Here is a 22,858-nt window from a genome sequence, read left to right on the forward strand (position 1 = left end):
AGAGATTCGTGCTGCAATCAGGACCCGTTGTCAGCCGTGTAGGCCTTGAAACTCATGGCCTCAAAAACCTTGGCGCCGTTCACTGGAACCTCGACGCTGCCGGCCTTTACGAACATGCGATCCGTCGCAATGAAGGCAAAATCGCCAAGGGTGGTGCATTTGTCGCACTGACCGGCGAACATACCGGCCGTTCCCCACAGGACCGTTTCGTTGTCGAAGAAGAAAGCACCAAGGCAGATATCGATTGGGGCGATGTAAACCGCCCGGTCAGCCCGGAAGTATTTGAGCGCCTCTATCAGAAAGTGCGCGCATATTTCCAGGGCACCGAACTGTTCGTGCAGGATTGCTATGCCGGTTCTGATCCGCGTTTCCGTCTTCCGGTTCGTGTGATCAACGAAAATGCGTGGCACAACCTTTTTGCGCGCAACATGTTCATCCAGCCGCAGAAAGAAGAACTTCGCGATTTCGCACCGGAATTCACCATCCTTCATGCTCCGGGCCTTCAGGCTGATCCGGAAGTCGATGGCACCCGTTCCGAAGTTTTCGTGATGGTCAGCTTCGAACGCAAAATGGTCATCATCGGCGGCACTTGGTATGCCGGCGAAATGAAGAAATCGATCTTCTCGGTTCTCAACCACATCCTTCCGGCCAAAGGCGTCATGCCGATGCATTGCTCGGCCAACATGGGCAAAGACGGCGACACCGCCATCTTCTTTGGCCTGTCGGGCACCGGCAAAACCACGCTTTCGGCGGATGCGTCGCGCACCCTGATCGGTGATGACGAACATGGCTGGGGCGAAGACGGTGTCTTCAACTTCGAAGGCGGTTGCTATGCAAAGGTGATCAAGCTTTCGCGTGAAGCGGAACCGGAAATCTTTGCCACCACCGAGCGTTTCGGTACCGTTCTTGAAAACGTTGTGATGAACAAGCAATCGCGCGAGCTTGACCTCGACGATGCTCGTCACACCGAAAATACCCGTTCTTCCTACCCGATCGAATTCATTCCGAATGCCTCGGAAACCGGTCGTGGTGGTCATCCGAAAAACATCATCATGCTGACCTGTGATGCATTTGGCGTTCTGCCGCCGATCGCAAAACTGAGCTCGGCACAGGCGATGTATCACTTCCTGTCAGGTTACACCGCCAAGGTTGCCGGCACCGAAAAAGGTGTCAAGGAACCGACCGCGGCGTTTTCCGCCTGCTTTGGCGCACCGTTCATGCCGCGTCATCCGTCCGTTTACGCCAAGCTGCTTGGTGAGCTGATGGAAAAACACGAAGCCAATTGCTGGCTGGTCAATACCGGCTGGTCCGGTGGCGGCTATGGCGTTGGTTCGCGCATGAAGATCGGTTACACCCGTGGCCTTCTGAATGCGGCCCTGAATGGCGAATTGGAAAATGCCGAATTTGCGACCGATCCGTATTTCGGTCTGGCATATCCGACCGCATGTGGCGATATCCCGGCAGAAGTTCTGAACCCGCGTGAAAGCTGGAGCGACAAGGCAGCCTACGACAAGGCCGCTGCCAACCTGACCGGTCTGTTCGAAAAGAACTTCGCGAAGTTCGAAGAACATGTCACCGACGATGTCCGCGAAGCCGCAATCCGCAGCAGCGCAGAAGTCAAAGCAGCCGAATAATCCGCTGTCGACATATTGCAAAAAGGCCGGTCTTTGCACCGGCCTTTTTCATTTCCGTGCCGATCTGCCATGTTGATTTCCAGATTGATTTGACCTGCCTGATCTAACGCAATTCCTGCCGACAAGAGAAATAATACATTGCGCCCAATGCGTGATATCATCTTGAACTTGTTTAAGAATGGCAGATCTTTGAAACCGGAATCTACATGCGCATAGCAGCATATTTTCCCAAGAATTTACGTCACCGGATCACTGATTGTGCCACCGGCAAGGACCGGCTTAAAAATTGGATCAATGCGATCACTGCACTTTTTGCCGTGACCCTGATATCGATCAGCACCATTGCATCTGCGCAAAACACGCTAATCCCCCCGGCAGGCAACCACGAAACCATCACCCTTGCCTGCAATCCGTTCCCACCGGCCAAAATCGCCGACAAGGCAACCGAACCCGGCTATGACGTTGAAATTCTTCGGGCCGCGTTTGCCACACGCAACATCACGTTGCTGACGCCATTTTACCCCTGGAAACGCGCCTATTTCCTTGCCAGAACAGGGCAGGTCGACGGCCTGTGTTCCTGTAGCTACCTGCCGGAACGCGAAGCGCACTTTCTGTTTTCCGATATCCTTGGCCATGTACGCGTTGCCATCTATTCCACCCGTGACGAGGTTCTTGGGTCTGTTGAAACCCTTGCCGATGCGCGCGACATGACCGTCGGGGTGGTGAACGGCTATAACCTGGAAACGGCGGCACGCAAGGCCGGCCTTGATATCATCATGGCCAACAGCGAAACCACACTGGTAAATCTTTTGCTGTCCAAGCGACTGGACGCCGCCCTGTCATTTCGGGCCCCAATGGATTATGTGCTCAATGTCGGTAAAAGTGGTGCGACGGATATCGACAAAATCAAAAGCAAAATCCTGTCAAACGATCCGTATTATTCCTGCATCTCGCGTACAACCGAACATGCCAGTCTGCTTTTGGCCCAACTTAATGTCGGGCTTTCCACCATCCGCAAAAACGGCCTGTATGACAAAATCCTCGCGAAATACGGGATATTGTCCGAAGCATCGCAGTAAAATCGACATTTGATCCGGAATTCCGTGCAAGAATCCGAAATCCCCAATTAACGCAAATATTCGAACAACGACATGTCGGTGATCTGTGCTGTGATCGAATAGGATGCTTCAAGCTGGATCGAAAGCGTTTCAAGCGTCACCACAGCTTCGGCCAGATCAACATCGGCCAGATTGGAAACCGTTCCCTCGGCCGCCAGTTGAAAATCGGTATGCATATCGACCACCGCTTCAAGCTGATCCTGGGTGTAGGACACCTGATTTTGCAATTCTGACAAACCGGCTGCTGCCGATTCAATCAGTTCCATCGCCTCGGTCAGGGCGGCTTCATCCACCGGATCGGTGCTGGCATTTGCCGCAAGGTTCAAGGCCCGCAATGCCTGTTCGAACGCATCTTCCTGTGCGGTAATCCCGTATTCGATTGTCGTGCCGTCCGCGACCTTGGCCGATGCAATATCACTGTTACCGGAATAATAGCTCAGATCTGTGGTCGACGGGCTGGTGATCACCGCGTAATCGGCGGTATCAACCGAAACCGGTGCCGTATCGGAGGCCGACCCGGCATAGATATAACGACCTTCATATTGGGTGTTCAAAAGCGACGCAAATGTCTCAAGTGCGGCACCGGCGGACTCATTGATGCCGTATGCTTTGTCTGTCCCGGTACTTAATGCACCCGACAAATCCGACGTCATTTCAGTCAAAAGATCGACCATGTCATTTAACGTCGAATAATAGACTTCAACACGTGTCTGGATTTCCTCGGCAATGTCGGCATAGGCTGCGGCCTCGGAAATTTCCGCACTCAGGGTCGCAATAACATAGGCATTATCCGCAACCCCGGCATAGGAATCCGATTTGACCCCCGAACTGGATTGTTCGGTGGCCTCTGCCAGTTGCGACTGTACCGATCGGATCTGGCTTAGCATATTCTGTTGCATTGCGGCTGTGGAAACGCGCATTTTCTGATCCCTTAACTGACCGCCTCAAGCAATGTGTCCATAAGCGACTGGGTAATTTCCAAAATCGCCGCGGCGGCCTCATATGCACTTTGAAGATTGCTAAGTGTCAGTGCCTCTTCATCGGTGTTGACGCCGTACTGGTTGGAAAAACTTTCCACCAGCTCCTCATAGGCACTGGTCGCAACACTGGCCTCAGTCTCGGCACTTGATGCCTGTTGGGCTACATCTGACAGGATTTCAGCCGCATAATCTGACAATGTTGTTTTGGTCGAGCCAAGATTACCTGCGGCGTCGAAACTGACATTCTCGTCAAAAAGATCGGCCAGTGCTTCGGCAACATCGGAACTGCCCGATGAAATGACACTCTCACCGACTGCCAGTGTCGCATCGTCCGATCCCGACCCCACCGGCAGCCTGCTGGTATCGTCAAGCCAGGCCGAATTGACCGAAATATTGCCTGCATCGGTTCCGGTGAACATGTCGTTCAGTCCGAAATAATCCGAAAATCCCTGATCTTCGGCACCGACACTGGCATCCATATTGATAATCGAAACACCATAATCATCATCCGATGCCGCGATCTCAAGGGTCCCGTCACTGCCGACCGACGCATCCAGATAGGTCGAACTGTTGATCGCATCGACCAGATCCTGAACCGTTGTAATTGTGCTCAGATCAATTTCGATGACTTCAACGGCATTGCCGTCCTCGTCGGTTGCCGCCAGGCGTACCGTACCGGTTCCCGAAAACGCATCGGTCAGATCAACCTCTTCTGATCCGACCAGTTCGCTTGGGGCGGGATATGCTGTGCCAAGATTGGTAACCGCGTTGATGCTGTCCATCAATGTGGTCGCAAGATTATCAAGCTCTTCCTGGATGTCAGGAAGCGTTTCATCACGCAACTCGATCAGACCGCCCAGACTGCCGCCTGAAATGCTGTCGGTGATCGAATTGCCATTTACCGTGATGTCGGCAAATGTCGTGTCCGAGGTCACGGTTCCGACCGCGTTATAGGACAGCTCCTGAACCTGACTGCCAACCACGAGCGTCCCGCCGATATAGATCTGGGTCGTGTTTGATGAGTCGGTGTAGTAGCTGATATCGACCAGTTCCGATAACTCGTTGATGGCCTGCGCGCGGGCATCTTCGAGTTCGCTGGTGGTCAGCGTGGTGCCGTCGGTTCCGCTGAGCTGATTGTTATAGGCATGAATTTCATTCAACAGATCATTGATCTGATCGACAGTGTCTTCAATCGACTGGTCGGCACTCGCACGCTGATCCTGCACGGACTGTGAAAGGTTGTTCAGTTCGTCTGCGATTGCATTGGCTTCGCTGAGCGTGGTTGATTTCTCGGACTGGCTGTCGGCACTGACGGCCAATGCCGCAATTGCGGTTTCAAGATCGGCAATCAGGGTCGAAATCGCCCCGTCATCGCCGACATCCCCGAACTGGCTCGCCACCATATTAAGCGGATCTGAAAAAACCGATGCATAGCCGCTTTCAGATGCCGCTTCGCTGATCGATTTCAAAAGGTAACTGTCCACGGTCGATCCGACCGATGTCACTGTGACACCCGTCGATGCGCCGGTCGTCACACTGCTGGAAAGGCTGAGTGACTTGGCTGTGTATCCTTCGACCGACGCATTGGCGATATTTTCCGAAGACACACTGATCCCGGCCTGACTGGTTTGCAGGGCACTAAGCGCGGCTGATTGTGCGGCACGGATCGACATGGCTGTGACCTATCGGGTCTGATCGGTTGATAAAAAGATCGAAAATGGTGACTTACATTTTCATGCTGAAGATTTTCTGGGTTGCCTTGCCCTGCAGGTCCCCCTGCTGGTCATAGGATGTTGCCCCGTCCCCGGCCGTCGCCGCCCAGCCCGCACGAATGCGTTTCAGGCACGCTTCGCGCTTTGCCTTAAGGCGGATGTTATTGCGATTGAGCTTTTCGCGAAGGACTTTGACCATTTCAAAATCAACGATCACCCCGGCATGCGGCTGGCCTGCCTTGGCGGTGCGCTGGTTGGCAAGTTCGCTGTGCAATTCTTCTTCAAGAAGGGTCTTTTCGGCCGTGATATCAGGCAAAAGATTATATTGCGCCTGATCAAGGATCCGCCATTCCACATCCAGAAGATCGCCAAGGCGGGTCATAATACTGGTGATCTTGTCATTATCCTTTGGCATCGACAGATCGCCAGCCGGGTTTGCGTTAAGTACGGTCATCTCGGCCTCGCCTTAGTTCACGGAAGAAATCAGGGTGTCATACATGTCGCTGGTGGTCGAAATGACCTGGGCGGCGGCCGAATAGGCCTGCTGTGCGACAATCATCTTTGAAAACTGGGATGTCGTATCAACCGTCGAACTTTCCAGCGAATAGTCCGCAATCGTTCCGGTACCGCCATCACCCGGCGTCTTGAGAACATAAGTCCCCGACGTATTGCTTTCCTTGTAAACGGTGTCGCTATAAGCCGTCAGACCGTCTGCATTGGCAAAGTCGGCCAGCACAATCTGATAGACCGGTTCGCTGACACCATTGTCATACGTCACCGACACCACACCATCGTCAGAGATCGAGATTTCGGAAATCTCGGAATAGTTCGATCCGTTCTGATCGACGGAATAAAGCGTCATGTCGCCGTCTTCATCATCCGACGCATATTGCTGCAAACCGTCATTTTTGCCGGCTGTGCCCATGTCGGTAACGATGGTGCTGTCAGACGCACCGGTCGTCCAGCCGGTCACGGTCAGTGTGGCGCTGTCGGTCACATCGTTGCCACCGCCATCTTCGATCGATTCCAGTTCACCATCGGAATTGAACGTAATGGTCAGCGGCCCGCCAGACGTGGTGCCCGTAACCGTGGTCCCGTCTGACGTCAGTACCGGATCGGAATAATCAAGTTCCCACTCGTTCGCGGCAGTCTTTGTATATTCATAGGTAATGGTGTGGCTGGTACCCAGGCTGTCAAAGACCTCAACATCGATCGAGAAACTGTCACCGACTTCCGCATCCGCAGGCAGGTTGGCAACAATTGATGTTTCTGTCGTGGCCTCTGCCGTGCCGGTCAGATTTTCAAGATTGATGGTGGTCAGGGCAGAAGTACTGGTCGGTACCGTCCCCGATGCAGGCTCGCCATCGGAATTGAGCGCATACCCCATCAGGTAATAGCCCGAGCTATTCACAAGATCGCCGTTTGCGTCCGCGGAAAAATCACCGGCACGGGTGTAATAGGTATCCCCGTTACCATCGGTCACGACAAAGAAGCCGTCACCCGAAATCGCAAGACTGGTTGCAGTGGAATCCGATTCAATCAGGCCCTGCGACGAAACATTGGTCAGGGTCGTGGTCGTTACACCGTTGGAATACCCCTGGGTGGTCGATCCCGGTGTCGTCACCAGCGATGAAAATGACGCGCTGCTGTCTTTGTACCCGACAGTTTCACTGTTTGAGATATTGCCAGAAATGATGCCAAGCGATGTCGATTGTGCATTCAGACCTAAAACGGCGGAATTCAGGGCGCTATTGAGGCTCATGGTTTTGATCCTTTGTTTCAGGAAACTGTTTGCGTGCCCTGCACATCCGAGATCGAAACATCGACCCCGTTTACATACAGAACGGCTTCGTCACCGGTCAGGTCGAGTGCCGACACCACACCGGTCATAAGGATTTCGGAATCAACGGAATTGCCATTGGAATCAACAGCACTGACCGACAGGGTGTAGGTCCCCGATGTCAGCGTTGCGCCATCATCGGTGGTGCCATCCCAGATGAAGTTGTTGCTGCCTTCAGATCCGGTTTCGGTCGTTTCATAGACAACATTGCCGTCTTCGTCGGTCACGGTGACCGTGACACTTTGGGCATCATCTTCAAGGACGTAGTACCATTCGGCTTCGCCATCTTCGAGCGGGGCGGTATCGCCAATGGCAACAACATCGGTTCCAAGATAAGCCTGTGCCGCGCTGTCATCGACAACCCCCTGAAGTGCCGTCAGCGATTCAGAAAGATTGGAAAGAAGCGCGTTATTCTGTTCAGCCAGTTCAAGCTGTTCGAATGTCGCAAGCTGATCTGTGATATCCGACACGTCTTCCGGGTCGGTAGGATCCTGATTCTGCAGCGTCGTCAGCAGCAAGGTCATATAGGTTTCATACGTCGAGTCATCGCTCGTCGTCGTGCTGGACGTGCTGCTGCCCGACGATGACGTCGAGGAAGTCAGGCTGTCATATGTCAGGCCACTGAGAAAACTCATCACCAACTCCGGGCAAGAACAGTTTAAGGCGTCTATGTTCATTGCACGGGGGGTGGCGCGAAAACTGGCGCAGAAAGTTTCTGTTTTGACGAAATAAAAAAAGGGATGCGACTGCATCCCTTGATTTTCACCGGTATTCTATTGCCGTCTTGGTGGCGGCGGCAATTCGCCAGGGCCCATCAAAATCATTTGCCGACGATCTTTGGGCGACAGCTTGATCGCCGCATTGGCCATATGACCGAGGATCGCGCTCAAATCATCGCCAATCGCCTCGCGCAACCCGGCATAGGCTTCCCTGATCTCGGCTTCGGTGGCATCGGGACGATCGAGCGTCTCGCGCAGTTCCACCGTCAAAAGGAACGGGCTTGGCCGGCCTTTGATGCCGTTGATCACACCATCAAATTCAGCATCGAAAATAACCTTGCCTTCCGGGCTAAGCCGACTGCGCACATTCTTGAGCATACGCACACCGGGCGGCTCATTTTCAAAGGCCGGCGGGGGCGGTGGTGGCATGAAGAAATGAAACATCGAAAACCCGCTAACCAGGTTTCCGGCAAGCGCACCAGCCAAAAACAGATTGATCGCCAGTGACGCCCACATCACTTTGCGCATGGATGACACGCGGCGGAATGCAAAGCTCATTGCGGCTGCACTCCTTGTGCTTGATCGGATTTTGTCATTTCCGGCTTTTGAAGGTCATCGGGGTTGGTCATCTGATCAATCACATAAAGATGGTTTTCCAGAAGATCGATCATCTCGACCTCGTCGGCCTGTGCAGTGACCTGTTGACCTTCCTGTACGGTCATCGCGACCCCGAATGCAAATCCGGCCAGCACACAGACAACCATCCCGACACCCGAAAACACACCACGCCCCAATTGATAAAGCGTACCCTTGGCCCGGCCGCCATAATGCGCACCGTCACCCGTGATCGCCTGATTAACCGGCGATGTTGCGGACTTGGCGGGATAGGTTTTGCGCGCCGGGCTTTCTCCGGTGGGCGCGGCACTTGCCGCACTCAGATGGGCGCGCGAACGCGGGCGATCATCAATTGTTGCAAAGGATTGGGCGGGATCGCTTTCCGAATTGTCGCGGGCATCGCCACTTTTGGCTTCTTGGGCCTCAATGGCGGCAAAAATATCGTCAATGGCCTTGTGTTTGCCCAGCGGCAACGGATCATCAGACAGCAAATCTTCGACAGAGCGCAGCGATTTCAGCATTTCTGCCGCTTGCGCATCCTGTGCGATCAGAACGTTTGCTTCACGACGCAACGCGTCTGGCCAGGACGCCAAATCCCAACCGTACTGATCCAGTAATTCTTCGAAACGCTCGATTTTCACAGCACACCGCTTTTTCATAGGACGAACTTACCTGTTCGAACAGAACGTAAAACTAATCGTATATCAGATCGTTTTCAACTCTTCACGTAAACGCTTGCGCGCCCGTTTCAACAGAGATTCCATAGCATTGACCGAGACCCCCATAATCGACGCGGCTTCCTGATTGGATAATTCACGGTCGTAAAACAAGTTAATGGCAATTTGTTGTTGGTCGGACAATTTCTTGATTGCAAGTCGCAGACGCTTGAATTCCTGATGCTGGGCAAGCCGGTCAACCGCCGACATGGCTTCATCGGGCACCTCGTCAAGTTCGGCACCATCGACAAACTGGGGTTTGCGCTTGATGTCGATAACCCGGTTCACTGCAACCCGGTAAAGCCAGGTCTTGAAAGTCGCCCCGCCATCGGCCCGCCACTTTTCCCGATGCAGCCAGACACGTACAAAGACATCCTGTGCCACATCTTCGGCGTCTCCGCCGGTCAGGCCCATGCGACGCGCGATGCCTACAATCCCGCGGTAATACCGTTCGACCACCACGCGATAGGCCCGCTTGTCGCCCTGAACCATACGGGCAACAAGACTGTTGTCATCAAGTTCGGACAGAACCTCACTGACAGCTGGAATGTCTGACGTATCAGAGCTTGTCGGCACTGCTCCGCGAAGACCTACACTCAAATGTCCCTCACAACACTGTTCCGATCATCGTCTGCCCTGATTGGGCCTGAACAGTCCTACTTGGATCGACTTTCGAGAATTTTTCCCATTCGCGCGCAAGCTCTTGCAGGTTGCGGTCAACGACCTCGTAACGTTCCTCCATGGAAGCGTCCCTGCGATTACGTGCGAGCAATTTAATCATTCTTGCATAAAAGGCAAAGAGATCTCGTGACAGTTCCGGTGCACTTTTTGGCGCGATACACGCCTGAAGCGCCTTGAGCCGGGTCACCACCACCGCCTTTTCGCGGCCTTCAAGATCAAACTTCTTTTCGCTGCGATATTGCGCGGCCAAACGCAAATGCTGACGGGTGCGCGTGATGGCAATCGCCATCATTGCCACCGGTGACGTCGTGCGCAACGCGTTGTTATACTGGGCACTTGCACCGGCATAACGGTATGCCTGCTGCGCGGCTGTTGCACTGTTATTAGTCATCATCACCCCACAAGGCATCAAGTTGTTCACGCAAAAGCTGCAACTGGTAAAGCTCTGCTTCGATTGCGGAATATCGTTCTGTCAATTTGGCGGCATATTCTTCGGCATCGGCGGTGATGTCTTCGACTTCTTCTTCAAGATCATCCACCTGCTCTTCAAGCCGTTCCAGTCGATTGGCAATCAGGCCATCGGAACTGTTGGTATATTTGTCGAGCGAATTGGTCAGGTCATAGGCAAGGCCGCTGGTGATCGACACCTCGACACTTTGCGAACTGTCCCCGCCAAAGAACAGCGTGACACCCTCATAGGCACCACCTTCGACCCCGACCAGTTTGTTGCCATTGATGGTAAACAGGCTGTCATCACCATTCACACTGGCGGACGTGATATTGCCATCGGCGTCGGTAACAATGGCGACCGTAAAGGTCCCGGTGTATGATCCGTCAGCTTCCGACACCAGAAGGTCATCAGAATCGGTTGACCCGGAATAGGAAAACAGATCGGCCACCGCGTCAAAGTCCGACACCAGCGCTTCTTCAAGCACTTCTGAATCAATGACCAGATAGTTGCTGTCATCAAGCGTGATGCCGATTGACGCCAATGACGCATATGTATCGCTGTCACTGGTAAAGGACAGGGCATCATAAACGGTCGAGGAAACCGAACTCAGAAGACTGTCACCAAACAGGACCGCATCCTCGTCCGCACCTTCGCCGGCCTCATAGGCCTGGTTGGTAATGACAAAGCTGCGCAGCTCGTTATACGCATCGACAAAGGCCTCGATGGCGCTATAGGCAGAACTGGCGTCTTCTTCGATTTCAAGCGTGATTTCCGTGCCTTCTTCCTCGGCATAGAGATAAAGCGTCACACCATCAATCACATCATCAACCGTGTTGCTGCTGCGTGTGACTTCAACGCCATCGATCGAAAAGATCGCCTGATCGGCTTCCACCAGTTCGTTGGCATAGGACCCGTCCGCCGCCAAAAGCCCAAGCGACTGCGCGATGGTTGTATCGGCACCATCGCTGTCAAATGTGATTTCCTGTCCGGTATCAACTGCGGACAGAACCAGCATGAATTCATCATCGGAAATCTGCAGAACGCTTGCACTGACACCGGTTGTCGATTTCTGGTCATTGATGGCATCGGCAATTTCATCAAGCGACATATCGGCAGTAATTTCGATATCGACAGCCTCGTAATCGTCACCGGCGACAAGACTGATTGTCCCGGTAAGCGACATCGCCGTCGTACTGTCGGTTGTCGTATCCCCGCCCAGCTTGTGCGCAGTGGCAAGTTGTGTGATTTCAAGTGTGTAGGTGCCGGTTTCAGCCGTATCGTCAACCAGCACACCGACAACATCGGATGCATCGGTATTGGCATCCGACGATGAAAGATAGGCCGACTTTCCGACCCAGACGTCATCACGCGAACTGTCAAGTTCGGTTGCCGCTGTCAGATCCTCGGCAGCATCTTCAAGCGCCTCAAGCAAGGTCTGAAGATCTTCAAACGCGGCAATCTCAAGTTCGACTTCATCGATTTCGGCCTCGACATTGTCGGCGACCTCCATCTTGGCGTCATAGGCATCCTGAACCAGCTCGGCAGTATCAAGATCGGTCAGGCCTGAAACATAGGATGAAGAGGCATAACTCGACGACGATGCAGAATTGATGGTCGACATGTGCTCCTCCCTTTCTCATCCGTTAAAAAAATCAGGGCCATCCGGGGGCTCTCAAACACCGGATGGCCCTGTCACGAGTTAGCTCAGCAGTCGCGAGAGCTTCTCGAGATTCTCATTGGAAACTGACAAGGCCTGAATGGCAGAATCCATCTTCACGCCCAGTTCGGTCTGATCCGCACTGAGCTGCGCAATATCGGCGTCCATATAGACGCTCATTGCTGATTCAAGGTTGGTTTTCGCGGTTTCGATGTTGCCCGCGGCATAATCGAAACGCGACATCATCGCACCGACGGATGCGCGGCCTGCCGAAACGGTTTCAATTGCCGTCTCGATCAGGGTCAAAGCAGCAGCAGCAGTGGTCGAAGTCGTGACATCAGCCGCGGCAATACCAAGACCGGTTGAGTCATAATCGGTGCCGATCGTGACCGAAATGGCCGTTGCTGACGCGTCTGCGGAAACCGTGAAGTTTTCGTCATACGTCCCGTCAAGCAGCGAGGTATCAAAATAGGTCGTTGATTCAACAATGGAATCAACCTGGCTGATCAGTTCCTGGAATTCATCATCCAGATATGCACGTTCGGTATCGGTCACCGAACCGGACGATGCCTGCGATGCCAGTTCATACATACGTTCAAGGATGTCGGCGATTTCAGAAAGGCCGCCATCTGCAGTTTCAAGAATGGCTGTTGCAACTTCGGCATTGTCACCGGCCTGTTCCCAGGCCGCATAGTCAACCGACATTGCGGTATACACAGCAAGACCTGCTGCATCATCAGATGCCGAGTTGATTGCCTTGCCGCTCGACATTGCTGTCAGAACAGAAGTCATCTCGTCAGTGGTCTTGTTCAGGTTCGACACCGCAAGGGTGGCCGACATATTCGTGTTAATACTCGCCATTGCGCTTCTCCTATTTGGATGTGTTTTGGCCTACCTGCCAACGCGACCCACTTCGGGCCGATATAGGTGTCCACGCAACGGCGCGAAAAAACTGGCGCGCCAAATGACAATTTTTTCGATTTATTTTTCAAACACCCGCCAAGCCGCCAGAACCCTGGGGAAACCGCGTACAAAAAAGAAAAAGGCAGCCATGAAAAGCTGCCTTCAGAGTGTGTCGGGGGTGTTGTTAATCCTGACCCGTCCCAATCAAAATGGAACAGGCCCGTGCCTTAGCTCAGAAGCTTGGAAAGCTTTTCAAGGTTTTCGTTGGAAACAGACAGCGCCTGAATGGCTGAGTCCATTTTCACACCAAGTTCGGTCTGATCCGCACTTAGTTGCGCAATGTCGGCATCCATATAGACACTCATTGCGGATTCAAGGTTGGTCTGGGCGGTTTCGATATTGCCTGCGGCATAGTCGAACCGCGACATCATCGCACCAACCGATGCACGACCGGCCGAAACGGTTTCGATCTGTGCTTCAATCATCGCCAGCGCTGTGGTTGCGTTTGCCGCCGACGAGACAGAAGACGTATTGAACGCCGCAGTCGCAGTGGTGGCGGTTGTGCCACTGCCAACAACATAAACAACGTCTTCGGTGGTGGCATAGTTGGTATCAAGCGTCACCGAAATCGGTGTTGCACCCGCATCCGCGGACACGGTGAAGCTTTCATCGTAATTGCCGTCAAGAAGCGACGTATCGAAATAGGTCGTTGATTCAACGATGGAATCGATCTGTTCCATCAATTCACTATATTCGTCATCCAGATAGGCACGTTCGGTATCGGTCACCGAACCGGACGATGCCTGGGATGCAAGTTCATACATCCGTTCCAGAATATCGGCAATTTCCGACAAACCACCATCAGCGGTTTCAAGAATTGCTGTTGCGACCTCGGCATTGTCACCGGCCTGTTCCCAGGCGGCATAATCAACCGACATCGCAGTGTAAACCGCAAGACCCGCCGCATCATCGGATGCCGAGTTGATCGCCTTGCCGCTCGACATCGCGGTCAGAACCGATGTCATCTCGTCAGTGGTCTTGTTGAGGTTCGACACCGCAAGGGTGGCCGACATGTTCGTATTGATGCTTGCCATTTCTAACTCTCCTATATGGATGTGTCGTTTGGCCTACCTGCCAAAAGGCCCGCATAAGGGCCGATACAGGTGCACACGCATCACCACATGGAAAACTGGCGCAGTTTTTTGGTCTTTTTTCCAACGACCGCCAAATGATCCGGTTTCATCACTGGATGTGCATCGGGTTCGGGCACGCATACCAGCACCCCAAAATGCAGCAGGGCCGCCCGAAAGCAGCCCTGTTCAACATCAACTTTATGATCCCTTTGGCATGCCGTCTTGGTGTGGCTCGACCGGGCCGCCTTTGGTGATTACGAACGCCGTCCTGCCCGATCACGCCAGTAAAGACTGATATCGGCCTCGGGTTTGCCAAACAGATAGCCTTGGGCAAAATCAAAACCGGCCTTGGTAATAAGATCGCGCATCTGATCGGTTTCAATCATTTCGCCGACCACCTCGACATCAATATCGTGGCACAGTTCGACAAGCGAGCGCATGAAAGCCTGCCCTTTGATGGTCTTCATTGATTGCCGAATTGATTCCCCGTCGACCTTTACATAATCAACATCCATCGCACTCAGATACCGGAAGTTCGACGCCCCGGTCCCGAAATCATCCAGACAGATTTCAATGCCAAATTCCCGGAACCGGGCAATCCATCTGGCCGCATTGTCGATATCCCGGATTTCCGAGGTTTCCGTGATCTCGATCATCAATTGCTGCAATGTTTCGTGATTTCGTTCGAACAACGCGACAGCTGATCGGCAAAAGTCCGGATTACTTAATGAATGACCGGAAATATTCACGGCAACCCGAACAGTTATTCCGGTTTCAAGTTGCGATTTGATCCATTTCAGGCTTCGGCGCAACATCGCAAGATCAAGCCGATGGATCATGTTGACCTGTTCGGCAAAGGCGATCAGTTCCTGTGTCGGGATCAGTTTTCCGTCATCGTCATGGAACCTGACCAAGGCTTCGAAATGGTGAATTTCCCCGTTCGGAAGCCGCACGATCGGTTGATACACAACATCAAATTTCAGTCGATCGACCCGCTTGCCGAAATCCTGCATCGCCGAAAAGGTACTGTTGACCAGATTACCTGTCTGCCCCATCAGGCGTGAAAAGGTAAATCCATGCTCCTGATGGTCACAGAAACGGCGGATCGAATATAAAACGCCGCGCGCCAGATCCCCTGGCGGAATGACGTCGGTGGTAAAATCGGTGACGGTCGAACTGACTTCAACGCCAATCCCCTTGGGATCTGCATCGCGCACACATTCCTCGATCCGTTTTTCCAGATCGCCAATCGGTACATCCGAGCGATGCAACATGCCAAATTGTTCGGCCCCAAGACGCCCGGCCGTGTCACCGGCAACCGAATGCGCCCGTAAAAATGCCCCGACACTTGCCATCAATTCGTTGCGTTCGACCTGTTCCATGCGCTTGCACAACGGATCAAAGGCATTCAGTGTCATCAGGGTGAATTTATGTTCCGTTCCTGTTTCGCGCTGGGCGACCAGCCGTTCGGTCACAACCTTGGACAGGCTTTCCTCATCAAGAAGCCCGGTTGAATTATCGCGCTTAATGGATCCGACCACCTCGGGCGGCAGGGCATTGATCGCCACACGCAACGCGACAAAGAAATGATCCCCAAGATCTGGCAGGAAATATCCGCTCATGGAAACAGGGGGGCTCAACAATTCGTTGCGCTGGGCAAACCGGACCTGAATATTGTCCATTCGGCCGCGTCTGCGAGCCACATGCAGCATTTCCGTAACCAGCGGCCTGAACTGTTTGGCCAGCAAACCCGTAAAGAGTTTACCTGCAAGATCCTGTGGACGGCGCCCCAAAATGCCGTCCGACGCGCCGGAGGCAAATACAATCCGAAAATCGCCATCCAGTTCCAGAAGAAGATCGCCCCACACAAAGGCCAAAGCCGCAAAACGGTTGCGTTCCTTCCGTAATTCGGTTGTTCGAGCTTTTATAAGTTTGTCCAATGCGCCCTCTCACGCTGCTCGTCACTCCCGATGTTTTTCACTTCCCCCGAACTCGAAAAACATCTCCTTTGCCATTCCGGCTTTCCGCCATGATCAACCGCCTATGCTTAACAAGGGTTTTACAACCACAACTTTTGCTATTGTGGTAAATACGCACATACGCAGTCCGGCCTGGCCGGATTGCCCGCGCGAGTTGACGGGTATGATTGACCACCTGTCTTGTTATGCATGCGATTGAAATTACGATCAAATGCGCAGAAACCATACCCGGTGACTTGAAATCCGCCGGAAACCCCATACAACAAGGGCAGATTTACTGAACATGCCCCATTCACGCATCAAGGCCGCCTGACAATGACCAATCCAGCATCCCGCACCGCCAGTTTGCCGCGTTTGACTTCTGACTCTGTCCTGATTTTTGATCTCGACAACACGCTTTATCCGGCCGCGTGCGATCTGTTTTCACAGGTCTCCGATCTGATCGGGCAGTATGTGCGTGACACCCTTAAGCTCGAACCGGATGCCGCCTATCGGGTGCAAAAGGACTATTTCCATCGCTATGGCACCACGCTGCGCGGCCTGATGACCGAACATGACATTGACCCGGCCGATTACCTTGCCAAGGTCCATGACATTGATCTGTCGGTTGTCGATCCGGCACCCGATCTTGCACAGGCACTTGATGATCTGCCCGGTCGCAAACTGATTTTCACCAATGCGTCACGCGGGCACGCCGAACGGGTGATGGGCCGTCTGGGGATTGCCGACCGGTTCGAAACAATTTTCGATATCGTCGATGCCGACTATATCCCCAAGCCACAGCAGCAACCCTATGACCGTTTGCTGGCACGCGATGGTGTTGACCCGACACGTGCGATCTATTTCGAAGACATGGCCAAAAACCTTTTGCCGGCCAAGGATATGGGCATGACCACGGTCTGGGTAAATACCGACATCGAGTGGGCCCAGAACGGCAGCGACGATCCGCGCATTGATCATCACACCACGGATATCGTTGATTTCCTGCGCAACCTTGCCACCACTTCCTGATCCGATCGGATCACGCGCGCCTGTTGCTGCCCTGCTTATCATCCCCCTGTTCATCCACCGGTGCCCGGTTTTATCGCCGGGCGGCCGATTTGTCATGGTTCTAAGATTGAGCTTCGCGGCGTGATCCGCTATGTCTATCGACCAAAGGGATCAGGAACGGAGAATTGCCCGAAAAAGGGCGCTTCTACGCAAACTGGCGGAGTTGACTTCATGGGCTGCATTGACCATTCTCCGCCCGACAGATTTAGGCTGACCGCAAGGACCTTCGTAAAATGAACAGAACTGAACTTGAAGGCGTGATCAACGTCGCTTGGGAAAACCGCGACGAGATCAGCTCCGCCACCCAGGGTGAAATCCGCAAAGCTGTTGAGCAGGCACTTCATGCCATGGATCGCGGCGAACTGCGCGTTGCCGAAAAAACCAATGGCAAGTGGGTTGTCAATCAGTGGGCCAAAAAGGCGGTTCTGCTGTCTTTCCGTCTTAATGACATGGCCACGATTGCCGGTGGCCCGGGCGAAAACACCAACTGGTGGGACAAGGTTCCGTCCAAGTTCGAAGGCTGGGGCGAAGCAGAATTCAAAGAAGCCGGTTTCCGTGCCGTTCCGGGCAGCATCGTGCGCCGTTCGGCTTATGTCGCACCGGGCACCGTCCTGATGCCGAGCTTCGTGAACCTGGGTGCCTATGTTGATACCGGCGTTATGGTTGATACCTGGGCGACTGTCGGTTCCTGCGCACAGATCGGTAAAAACGTTCACCTTTCTGGTGGTGCGGGCATCGGTGGCGTTCTTGAACCGCTTCAGGCCGGTCCGGTCATCATCGAAGACAACGCATTCATCGGTGCGCGTTCGGAAATCGTCGAAGGCGTGATTGTCGAAGAAGGTGCCGTGATTTCCATGGGTGTCTTCATCGGTGCATCGACTAAGATCATTGACCGCACCACCGGCGAAACCTTTGTCGGTCGCGTTCCGGCATATTCCGTTGTCGTTCCGGGCAGCATTCCGGGCAAGCCGCTTGCCGATGGCACCCCGGGGCCGAGCCTGTATTGCGCGGTCATCATCAAACGTGTTGATGAAAAGACCCGTTCGAAAACCTCGATCAACGAATTGCTGCGCGACTGATTTCTGTCCCGCGCAGGATGGATGATTTATAAGGGGCAAAACGGCCAGTCCGTTTTGCCCTTTCTCACACATGCATGCCGGCAACCAAACTACCGGCATCACACCAACAAGAGATTGCCCGATGTCTGCCGCCCTTGAACTTGCCCAGTCCCTGATCCGTTGCCCATCCGTTACACCAGCTGATGCCGGGGCACTTGATGTCCTGCAAAAGGCGCTTGAGGCGCGCGGATTTGATTGCACGCGCAAGGTCTTTGACGGCGATGACAGCGATGCGATCGACAATCTTTATGCCCGGCTGGGCACCAAGGGTCGCAATTTCTGTTTTGCCGGGCACACCGATGTCGTGCCGGCAGGCGACACCAGCGCCTGGACCGTTGATCCGTTTGGCGGCGAAGTCATTGACGGACGCTTGTTCGGGCGGGGTGCTGTTGATATGAAAACCGGTATTGCCTGCTTTGTTGGTGCTGTTGACGCCTTTCTGGCGGCCCGTCCGGATTTTGATGAATCGATTTCATTCCTGATCACCGGCGACGAAGAGGCCGATGCCATCAACGGCACCGTCAAACTGGTTGAATGGTGCGATGGCCAGGGCGAAAAATTCGATTGCTGTCTGGTGGGTGAACCGACCAACCCGAAATATCTGGGCGAAATGATGAAAGTCGGTCGCCGCGGCTCTGTGACCGGTTGGCTGACCGTATTTGGCGCACAAGGCCACGTTGCCTATCCGCATCTGGCCGATAACCCGGTGCCGCGCTTGATCAGAACACTGGATGCCCTTAATTCCCGCGAACTGGATCAGGGCACGGACCATTTCCAGCCCAGCAATCTTGAAATCACCACCGTCGATGCGGGAAATGCCGCCACCAACGTGGTTCCGGCCAAGGTCAGTGCAGCATTCAATATCCGCTTTAATGATCAGCATACCGGTGCCGATCTTAAAAAATGGATCGAAGATACCTGTGCCGAACATGCCGGCGCGCACGAACTTAAGGTCAAAATCTCGGGCGAGGCATTCCTGTCCAATCCCGGCAAGCTCGCCACCCTGATTGCCGATGCTTCGGAAAAAGTCACCGGCAAACGCCCGGAAATGAGCACCACGGGCGGCACATCCGATGCCCGCTTCATTCAGAAATACACCGAAGTCGCTGAATTCGGTCTGGTCGGCCAATCCATGCATAAGGTCGATGAACATGCCATGGTCGATGACATCGAAAACCTTGTCACGATCTATGCCGAAGTTCTCAGCGGCTTTTTCGACTGATTATCCGGCCTGTTTGGTTTCCCCGGCCGGAATTTTGCCGCGCGATGTCAGAATGCTGTCGCGCGTGTCGGCCAGAATGCGATCGGCTGTCTGATCATCAACCGCGCGGCTTAAAACCACCGCCCCCACCATCATCGCCAGCATGGTGGTCGATTCCTGCTGATATTCGGGAGGCAGGTTACGGACCTGTTTGTCGGAATCGATATTGATGTGCTGGTCAATGCCCGGCACGTCGTCTTCTTTTGCCAGCTTCCAGGCCAGTTTCTCTGTCGCCTGATTGATCAGTTTTGAAAATGCGGCGCGTGCCTTGTCTCCAGATCGCGAAACTTCGGTCGACAAGGTCGGCAAGGCACATCCCATATCGGGGTTTTCAATATGAAGCCGCGACAGATAAAGTTCGGCAAATGCGGTTACCCAGTCATGCCCCCTCATTTCCGCCTTGCGCAATTTGGCCAGTACCGGCGATGACAAAAGTGACATGCCGTTTTCCACACAGGCCACAAACAGGTCTTCCTTGTTTTTGAAATGGGCGTAAAACCCGCCCCGCGTCAGTCCGGCTGCTGCCATGACCTGATCAATCGTTACATTTTCAAACCCGTGCTTTTTGAACTGGGCTGTTGCCGCATTCAAAATGCGAATACGGGTCTTTGGCTTGTGCGCAGCGCTATAGGGCATGGCGACCTCCGTCTTGCGATCCTGATTTTCATCCAGTCGCACGATGACACATAACAATAATATGTTCTTGAACATATTATGTGGAAGGCAATCCTGTCTGCAAGGCACCGCATCGCCGATCCCCGATCGGTTGGCAAAACCGCACGTCATGCAGCAAAGGAACCTGCCATGTCAGAACTCATTATCGTCGGAATGCCGCGCAGCAACCTGACGCGCAGTGTTCGCATTGTTTGCCTTGAAAAGGAAATCAGCTTTGATTTCACCAGCCGCGATGTTCAGACACCAGGCCGCCCGCCCACCAATGCCTTGTTGGAACGCAATCCGTTTGGCACGGTCCCGGTTCTGATCCACGGCACCTTCACGCTTTTTGAGACTGCGGCAATTTGCCGCTATATCGATGATAATTTTGCCGGTCCGCTATTGCGCCCGGTCCGCGCCGACAAAGTGGCGCGCATGAACCAGTGGATCAGTGTTGCCATGACACGGCTTGATCAAAACATCATCCGCAACTTTGTCATCCCGATGGTCTTTGCCGATCATAAAAAGCGCCACGATCCGGGCTTTGCCACTCACATGAACCAGCTTGCCGACGTGATCCGTCGCGATCTGGCCGTTCTTGATGATGCCTATGGCGACGGCTGGTTGTTCGAAGATCGCTTCACGCTTCCCGACATGATGATCATGCCGATGCTGCATTACCTTAATGCAATGCCCGGCGGTTCGGAAATGCTGGCGGATGCCCCCAATGTCAGGGCCGCTTACGACCGGTTCAAGGCCCGCGGTTCTGCGGCCCAAACCGACCCGCTTCTGCCGGAACAAATTCTGAAATCGGCCTGATAACAGCGTTTGCCCGGCCCCGATGGTTCCCTTAATCCTGTCGGGGTCTTTGGCCACCACAGACGGGGGCGTCTTCCTCCCCCTTCCCCCGGAATGGCGGGTTTCCTGTCTGTGGTGGTCTCTTTTTTTAAACCGGTCAGGGCGTCCAGGTAATCGGGACATAGCCGCGAAGCATTTCAATCCGTTCCAGCCAGGCACGCACCCCCGGATAGGGCGCAAGACTGATTTTCCCAAGCTCGGCCCGATGCGTATAGGCATAAAGCGAAATATCGGCAATCGTTACCGTTTCACCCACCAGCCAGTCATGCGCAGACAGACGTTTTTCCATCAGATCAAGCGCACGCTTGGCACCGGCCTGCTTCATCGGTTCAAGGATGTCGGCATTGGCCGGAAGCCCCTTGATCTCGTACCAGGAAATCAGAACCGCCACGTTCGGTTCATGGTCATACTGCTCAAAGAACAGCCAGCCCATCATCTCAGCCCGTTCAAAGCGGTCTTTGGGGATAAAGTCGGTACCCTCTGCCAGATAGCCGAGAATGGCGTTGCTTTCTGCCAGAACCCGACCGTCATCAAGAACAAGGGCCGGAATTTTGCCGTTCGGATTGATCTTTTCAAGATATTCCGGCGTGCGGGTTTCCCCCTTCATGATGTCGCGTTCAACATATTCAAAGGATTGCCCCAACATGGACAGCAGCAAACGGACTTTATAGCCGTTACCCGACATCAGATAGTCGTTTAATATCATTGTGAAATTCCCTGTGGCACATGCGTTAAAAGCATTCGCGTCAAAGCATTGGCCGGCCAGCTCCGATATTTGCCGCTGGATGATTTTCACACAATCGAATAGTTTTGACCCAATTGTTCAAATTAATTGATCATAAATTCTGATCAAAAGGATGACCCATGGATTCCGACCTGTTGCGCAGTTTCGTCGCCTTTGCCGAATGTGGCAGTTTCAACCGCGCAGCCGACCGGATCGGGCGCACGCCATCGGCCTTTTCCATGCAGATGAAACGACTTGAGGAACTGGTCGATAACAAGCTGTTTGAACGGGACGGCCGCAATGTGCTTTTAACCAATGATGGCATCACCTTTGTCGGATATGCCCGGCGCATCCTGTCCCTTCAGGACGAAGCCATGGGCAAGTTGCGCAATCAGGATGCGGCACGCCCGATCCGGATCGGCTGCCCCGATGACTATGCCCAGAAAATTCTGCCCGTCGTCCTGCGCGCGATCCGCAGCATCCTTCCCGATGTGACATTCTTCATCTCGATCAACCCGACCATTCTTTTGCAACGCATGCTTGATCAGGGGGAACTTGATATCTCGCTGGTCAGCCGTTCGGCCATGGGTGAAGAAGGATATTTTTTGCGTCACGAACCGGGTGTCTGGGTAACATCCCCGATCCATCGCCAACATGAAATTGATCCGCTTCCGCTGGTTCTTCCGGCCGAAGACTGCAAATTCCATGCATGGGCAATCGATGCCATTTCGAAATCCGGCCGCCCCTTTAACCTGTTTGCCACTACTAGACAGGCCGCATCGCTTTTGCATCTGGTGCGCGACGGGTTGGGTGTTGCAGCCCTTGCTGCGGCTAGTGTCACCGATGAATTCCAGATCCTGGACAGTCGCGATGGTTTCCCGCCGCTGCCTGCTGTCGGGGTTGCCATTATGCTGGCAGAAGATTCCCACCCGCTGGTCAGCCGCAAACTGGCTGGTGTGATTCAGGATTATGTCAGTCAAAACCTTGATGATGCCCCGGCTGATCGTCAAGAAAGCTTGACCATGGCTGGTGCAAACTGATTGGATGCGCGCCCG

General features: G+C 53.7%; 23 protein-coding genes. 8 read left to right on the forward strand and 15 right to left on the reverse strand.

Going from position 1 to position 22,858, the window contains the following annotated elements; translation table 11 throughout:
* Nucleotides 1-8: 8 nt before the first annotated feature.
* On the forward strand, nucleotides 9-1,634 hold the full coding sequence (locus M9H61_RS12550; protein WP_250280778.1) for a phosphoenolpyruvate carboxykinase: 1,626 nt from the start codon (nucleotides 9-11) through the stop codon (nucleotides 1,632-1,634).
* Between the two features lie 206 nt (nucleotides 1,635-1,840).
* Complete coding sequence (locus M9H61_RS12555) at nucleotides 1,841-2,713, forward strand: ABC transporter substrate-binding protein (RefSeq protein ID WP_250280779.1); 873 nt, start codon at nucleotides 1,841-1,843, stop codon at nucleotides 2,711-2,713.
* A 47-nt stretch (nucleotides 2,714-2,760) separates the two neighbouring features.
* On the opposite strand, the gene M9H61_RS12560 is transcribed toward M9H61_RS12555, so the two are convergent.
* The 13 genes from M9H61_RS12560 to M9H61_RS12620 form a co-directional block, all read right to left on the reverse strand.
* A complete protein-coding gene (locus M9H61_RS12560; RefSeq protein WP_068517808.1) occupies nucleotides 2,761-3,672 on the reverse strand; it encodes a flagellin in 912 nt (303 codons plus the stop codon).
* An 11-nt stretch (nucleotides 3,673-3,683) separates the two neighbouring features.
* The gene (gene flgK, locus M9H61_RS12565; protein ID WP_250280781.1) at nucleotides 3,684-5,405 is read right to left on the reverse strand and encodes a flagellar hook-associated protein FlgK; all 1,722 of its coding nucleotides are present in this window, start codon (nucleotides 5,403-5,405) and stop codon (nucleotides 3,684-3,686) included.
* 52 nt (nucleotides 5,406-5,457) lie between these two features.
* Entirely contained in the window at nucleotides 5,458-5,898 is a 441-nt protein-coding gene (locus M9H61_RS12570) for a hypothetical protein (protein WP_250280783.1), read from the reverse strand.
* Nucleotides 5,899-5,910: 12 nt separating this feature from the next.
* Nucleotides 5,911-7,206, reverse strand: coding sequence for a flagellar hook protein FlgE (gene flgE, locus M9H61_RS12575; RefSeq protein WP_250280785.1), 1,296 nt, complete (start codon nucleotides 7,204-7,206; stop codon nucleotides 5,911-5,913).
* A 17-nt stretch (nucleotides 7,207-7,223) separates the two neighbouring features.
* Complete coding sequence (locus tag M9H61_RS12580) at nucleotides 7,224-7,919, reverse strand: flagellar hook assembly protein FlgD (RefSeq protein ID WP_206926308.1); 696 nt, start codon at nucleotides 7,917-7,919, stop codon at nucleotides 7,224-7,226.
* A 138-nt stretch (nucleotides 7,920-8,057) separates the two neighbouring features.
* Entirely contained in the window at nucleotides 8,058-8,561 is a 504-nt protein-coding gene (locus M9H61_RS12585; RefSeq protein ID WP_250280790.1) for a hypothetical protein, read from the reverse strand.
* A complete protein-coding gene (locus tag M9H61_RS12590) occupies nucleotides 8,558-9,259 on the reverse strand; it encodes a hypothetical protein (RefSeq protein ID WP_250280793.1) in 702 nt (233 codons plus the stop codon). The genes M9H61_RS12585 and M9H61_RS12590 overlap by 4 nt, the downstream gene beginning before the upstream one ends.
* Nucleotides 9,260-9,322: 63 nt before the next feature.
* A complete protein-coding gene (locus M9H61_RS12595) occupies nucleotides 9,323-9,934 on the reverse strand; it encodes a sigma-70 family RNA polymerase sigma factor (RefSeq protein WP_170310199.1) in 612 nt (203 codons plus the stop codon).
* Nucleotides 9,935-9,941: 7 nt separating this feature from the next.
* Entirely contained in the window at nucleotides 9,942-10,436 is a 495-nt protein-coding gene (locus tag M9H61_RS12600) for a flagellar protein FliS (RefSeq protein ID WP_156480827.1), read from the reverse strand.
* Entirely contained in the window at nucleotides 10,399-12,087 is a 1,689-nt protein-coding gene (gene fliD / locus M9H61_RS12605; RefSeq protein ID WP_250280795.1) for a flagellar filament capping protein FliD, read from the reverse strand. The genes M9H61_RS12600 and fliD overlap by 38 nt, the downstream gene beginning before the upstream one ends.
* A gap of 78 nt (nucleotides 12,088-12,165) precedes the next feature.
* The gene (locus M9H61_RS12610) at nucleotides 12,166-12,984 is read right to left on the reverse strand and encodes a flagellin (RefSeq protein WP_101246952.1); all 819 of its coding nucleotides are present in this window, start codon (nucleotides 12,982-12,984) and stop codon (nucleotides 12,166-12,168) included.
* Between the two features lie 269 nt (nucleotides 12,985-13,253).
* Nucleotides 13,254-14,120 (reverse strand): flagellin, encoded by an 867-nt coding sequence (locus tag M9H61_RS12615; protein ID WP_250280797.1) that lies wholly within the window; start codon nucleotides 14,118-14,120, stop codon nucleotides 13,254-13,256.
* A gap of 293 nt (nucleotides 14,121-14,413) precedes the next feature.
* On the reverse strand, nucleotides 14,414-15,781 hold the full coding sequence (locus M9H61_RS12620; protein ID WP_250280799.1) for an EAL domain-containing protein: 1,368 nt from the start codon (nucleotides 15,779-15,781) through the stop codon (nucleotides 14,414-14,416).
* Between M9H61_RS12620 and M9H61_RS12625 the strand changes: the two genes are divergently transcribed.
* From M9H61_RS12625 to dapE, 4 genes are all read left to right on the forward strand, one after another.
* Nucleotides 15,746-16,066 (forward strand): hypothetical protein, encoded by a 321-nt coding sequence (locus tag M9H61_RS12625; protein ID WP_250280801.1) that lies wholly within the window; start codon nucleotides 15,746-15,748, stop codon nucleotides 16,064-16,066. The genes M9H61_RS12620 and M9H61_RS12625 overlap by 36 nt on opposite strands.
* 387 nt (nucleotides 16,067-16,453) lie before the next feature.
* Nucleotides 16,454-17,149, forward strand: a complete 696-nt coding sequence (locus M9H61_RS12630) for a pyrimidine 5'-nucleotidase (protein WP_250280803.1) — start codon at nucleotides 16,454-16,456, stop codon at nucleotides 17,147-17,149.
* 272 nt (nucleotides 17,150-17,421) lie between these two features.
* Complete coding sequence (gene dapD, locus M9H61_RS12635) at nucleotides 17,422-18,267, forward strand: 2,3,4,5-tetrahydropyridine-2,6-dicarboxylate N-succinyltransferase (RefSeq protein WP_101246949.1); 846 nt, start codon at nucleotides 17,422-17,424, stop codon at nucleotides 18,265-18,267.
* Between the two features lie 121 nt (nucleotides 18,268-18,388).
* Complete coding sequence (gene dapE, locus M9H61_RS12640) at nucleotides 18,389-19,528, forward strand: succinyl-diaminopimelate desuccinylase (protein WP_250280805.1); 1,140 nt, start codon at nucleotides 18,389-18,391, stop codon at nucleotides 19,526-19,528.
* Here dapE and M9H61_RS12645 read toward each other — a convergent pair whose 3' ends face one another.
* Nucleotides 19,529-20,203 (reverse strand): TetR/AcrR family transcriptional regulator, encoded by a 675-nt coding sequence (locus tag M9H61_RS12645; RefSeq protein WP_206926314.1) that lies wholly within the window; start codon nucleotides 20,201-20,203, stop codon nucleotides 19,529-19,531. It abuts the gene before it with no gap.
* A gap of 168 nt (nucleotides 20,204-20,371) precedes the next feature.
* Between M9H61_RS12645 and M9H61_RS12650 the strand changes: the two genes are divergently transcribed.
* The gene (locus M9H61_RS12650) at nucleotides 20,372-21,040 is read left to right on the forward strand and encodes a glutathione S-transferase family protein (protein WP_250280807.1); all 669 of its coding nucleotides are present in this window, start codon (nucleotides 20,372-20,374) and stop codon (nucleotides 21,038-21,040) included.
* Nucleotides 21,041-21,176: 136 nt separating this feature from the next.
* On the opposite strand, the gene M9H61_RS12655 is transcribed toward M9H61_RS12650, so the two are convergent.
* Nucleotides 21,177-21,785, reverse strand: a complete 609-nt coding sequence (locus tag M9H61_RS12655; protein ID WP_101246948.1) for a glutathione S-transferase family protein — start codon at nucleotides 21,783-21,785, stop codon at nucleotides 21,177-21,179.
* A gap of 158 nt (nucleotides 21,786-21,943) precedes the next feature.
* Between M9H61_RS12655 and M9H61_RS12660 the strand changes: the two genes are divergently transcribed.
* A complete protein-coding gene (locus tag M9H61_RS12660; RefSeq protein ID WP_250280809.1) occupies nucleotides 21,944-22,843 on the forward strand; it encodes a LysR family transcriptional regulator in 900 nt (299 codons plus the stop codon).
* Nucleotides 22,844-22,858: the final 15 nt, after the last annotated feature.

It is taken from the genome of Thalassospira sp. GO-4, from assembly GCF_023588965.1.
Taxonomy (GTDB): Bacteria; Pseudomonadota; Alphaproteobacteria; order Rhodospirillales; family Thalassospiraceae; genus Thalassospira; species Thalassospira povalilytica.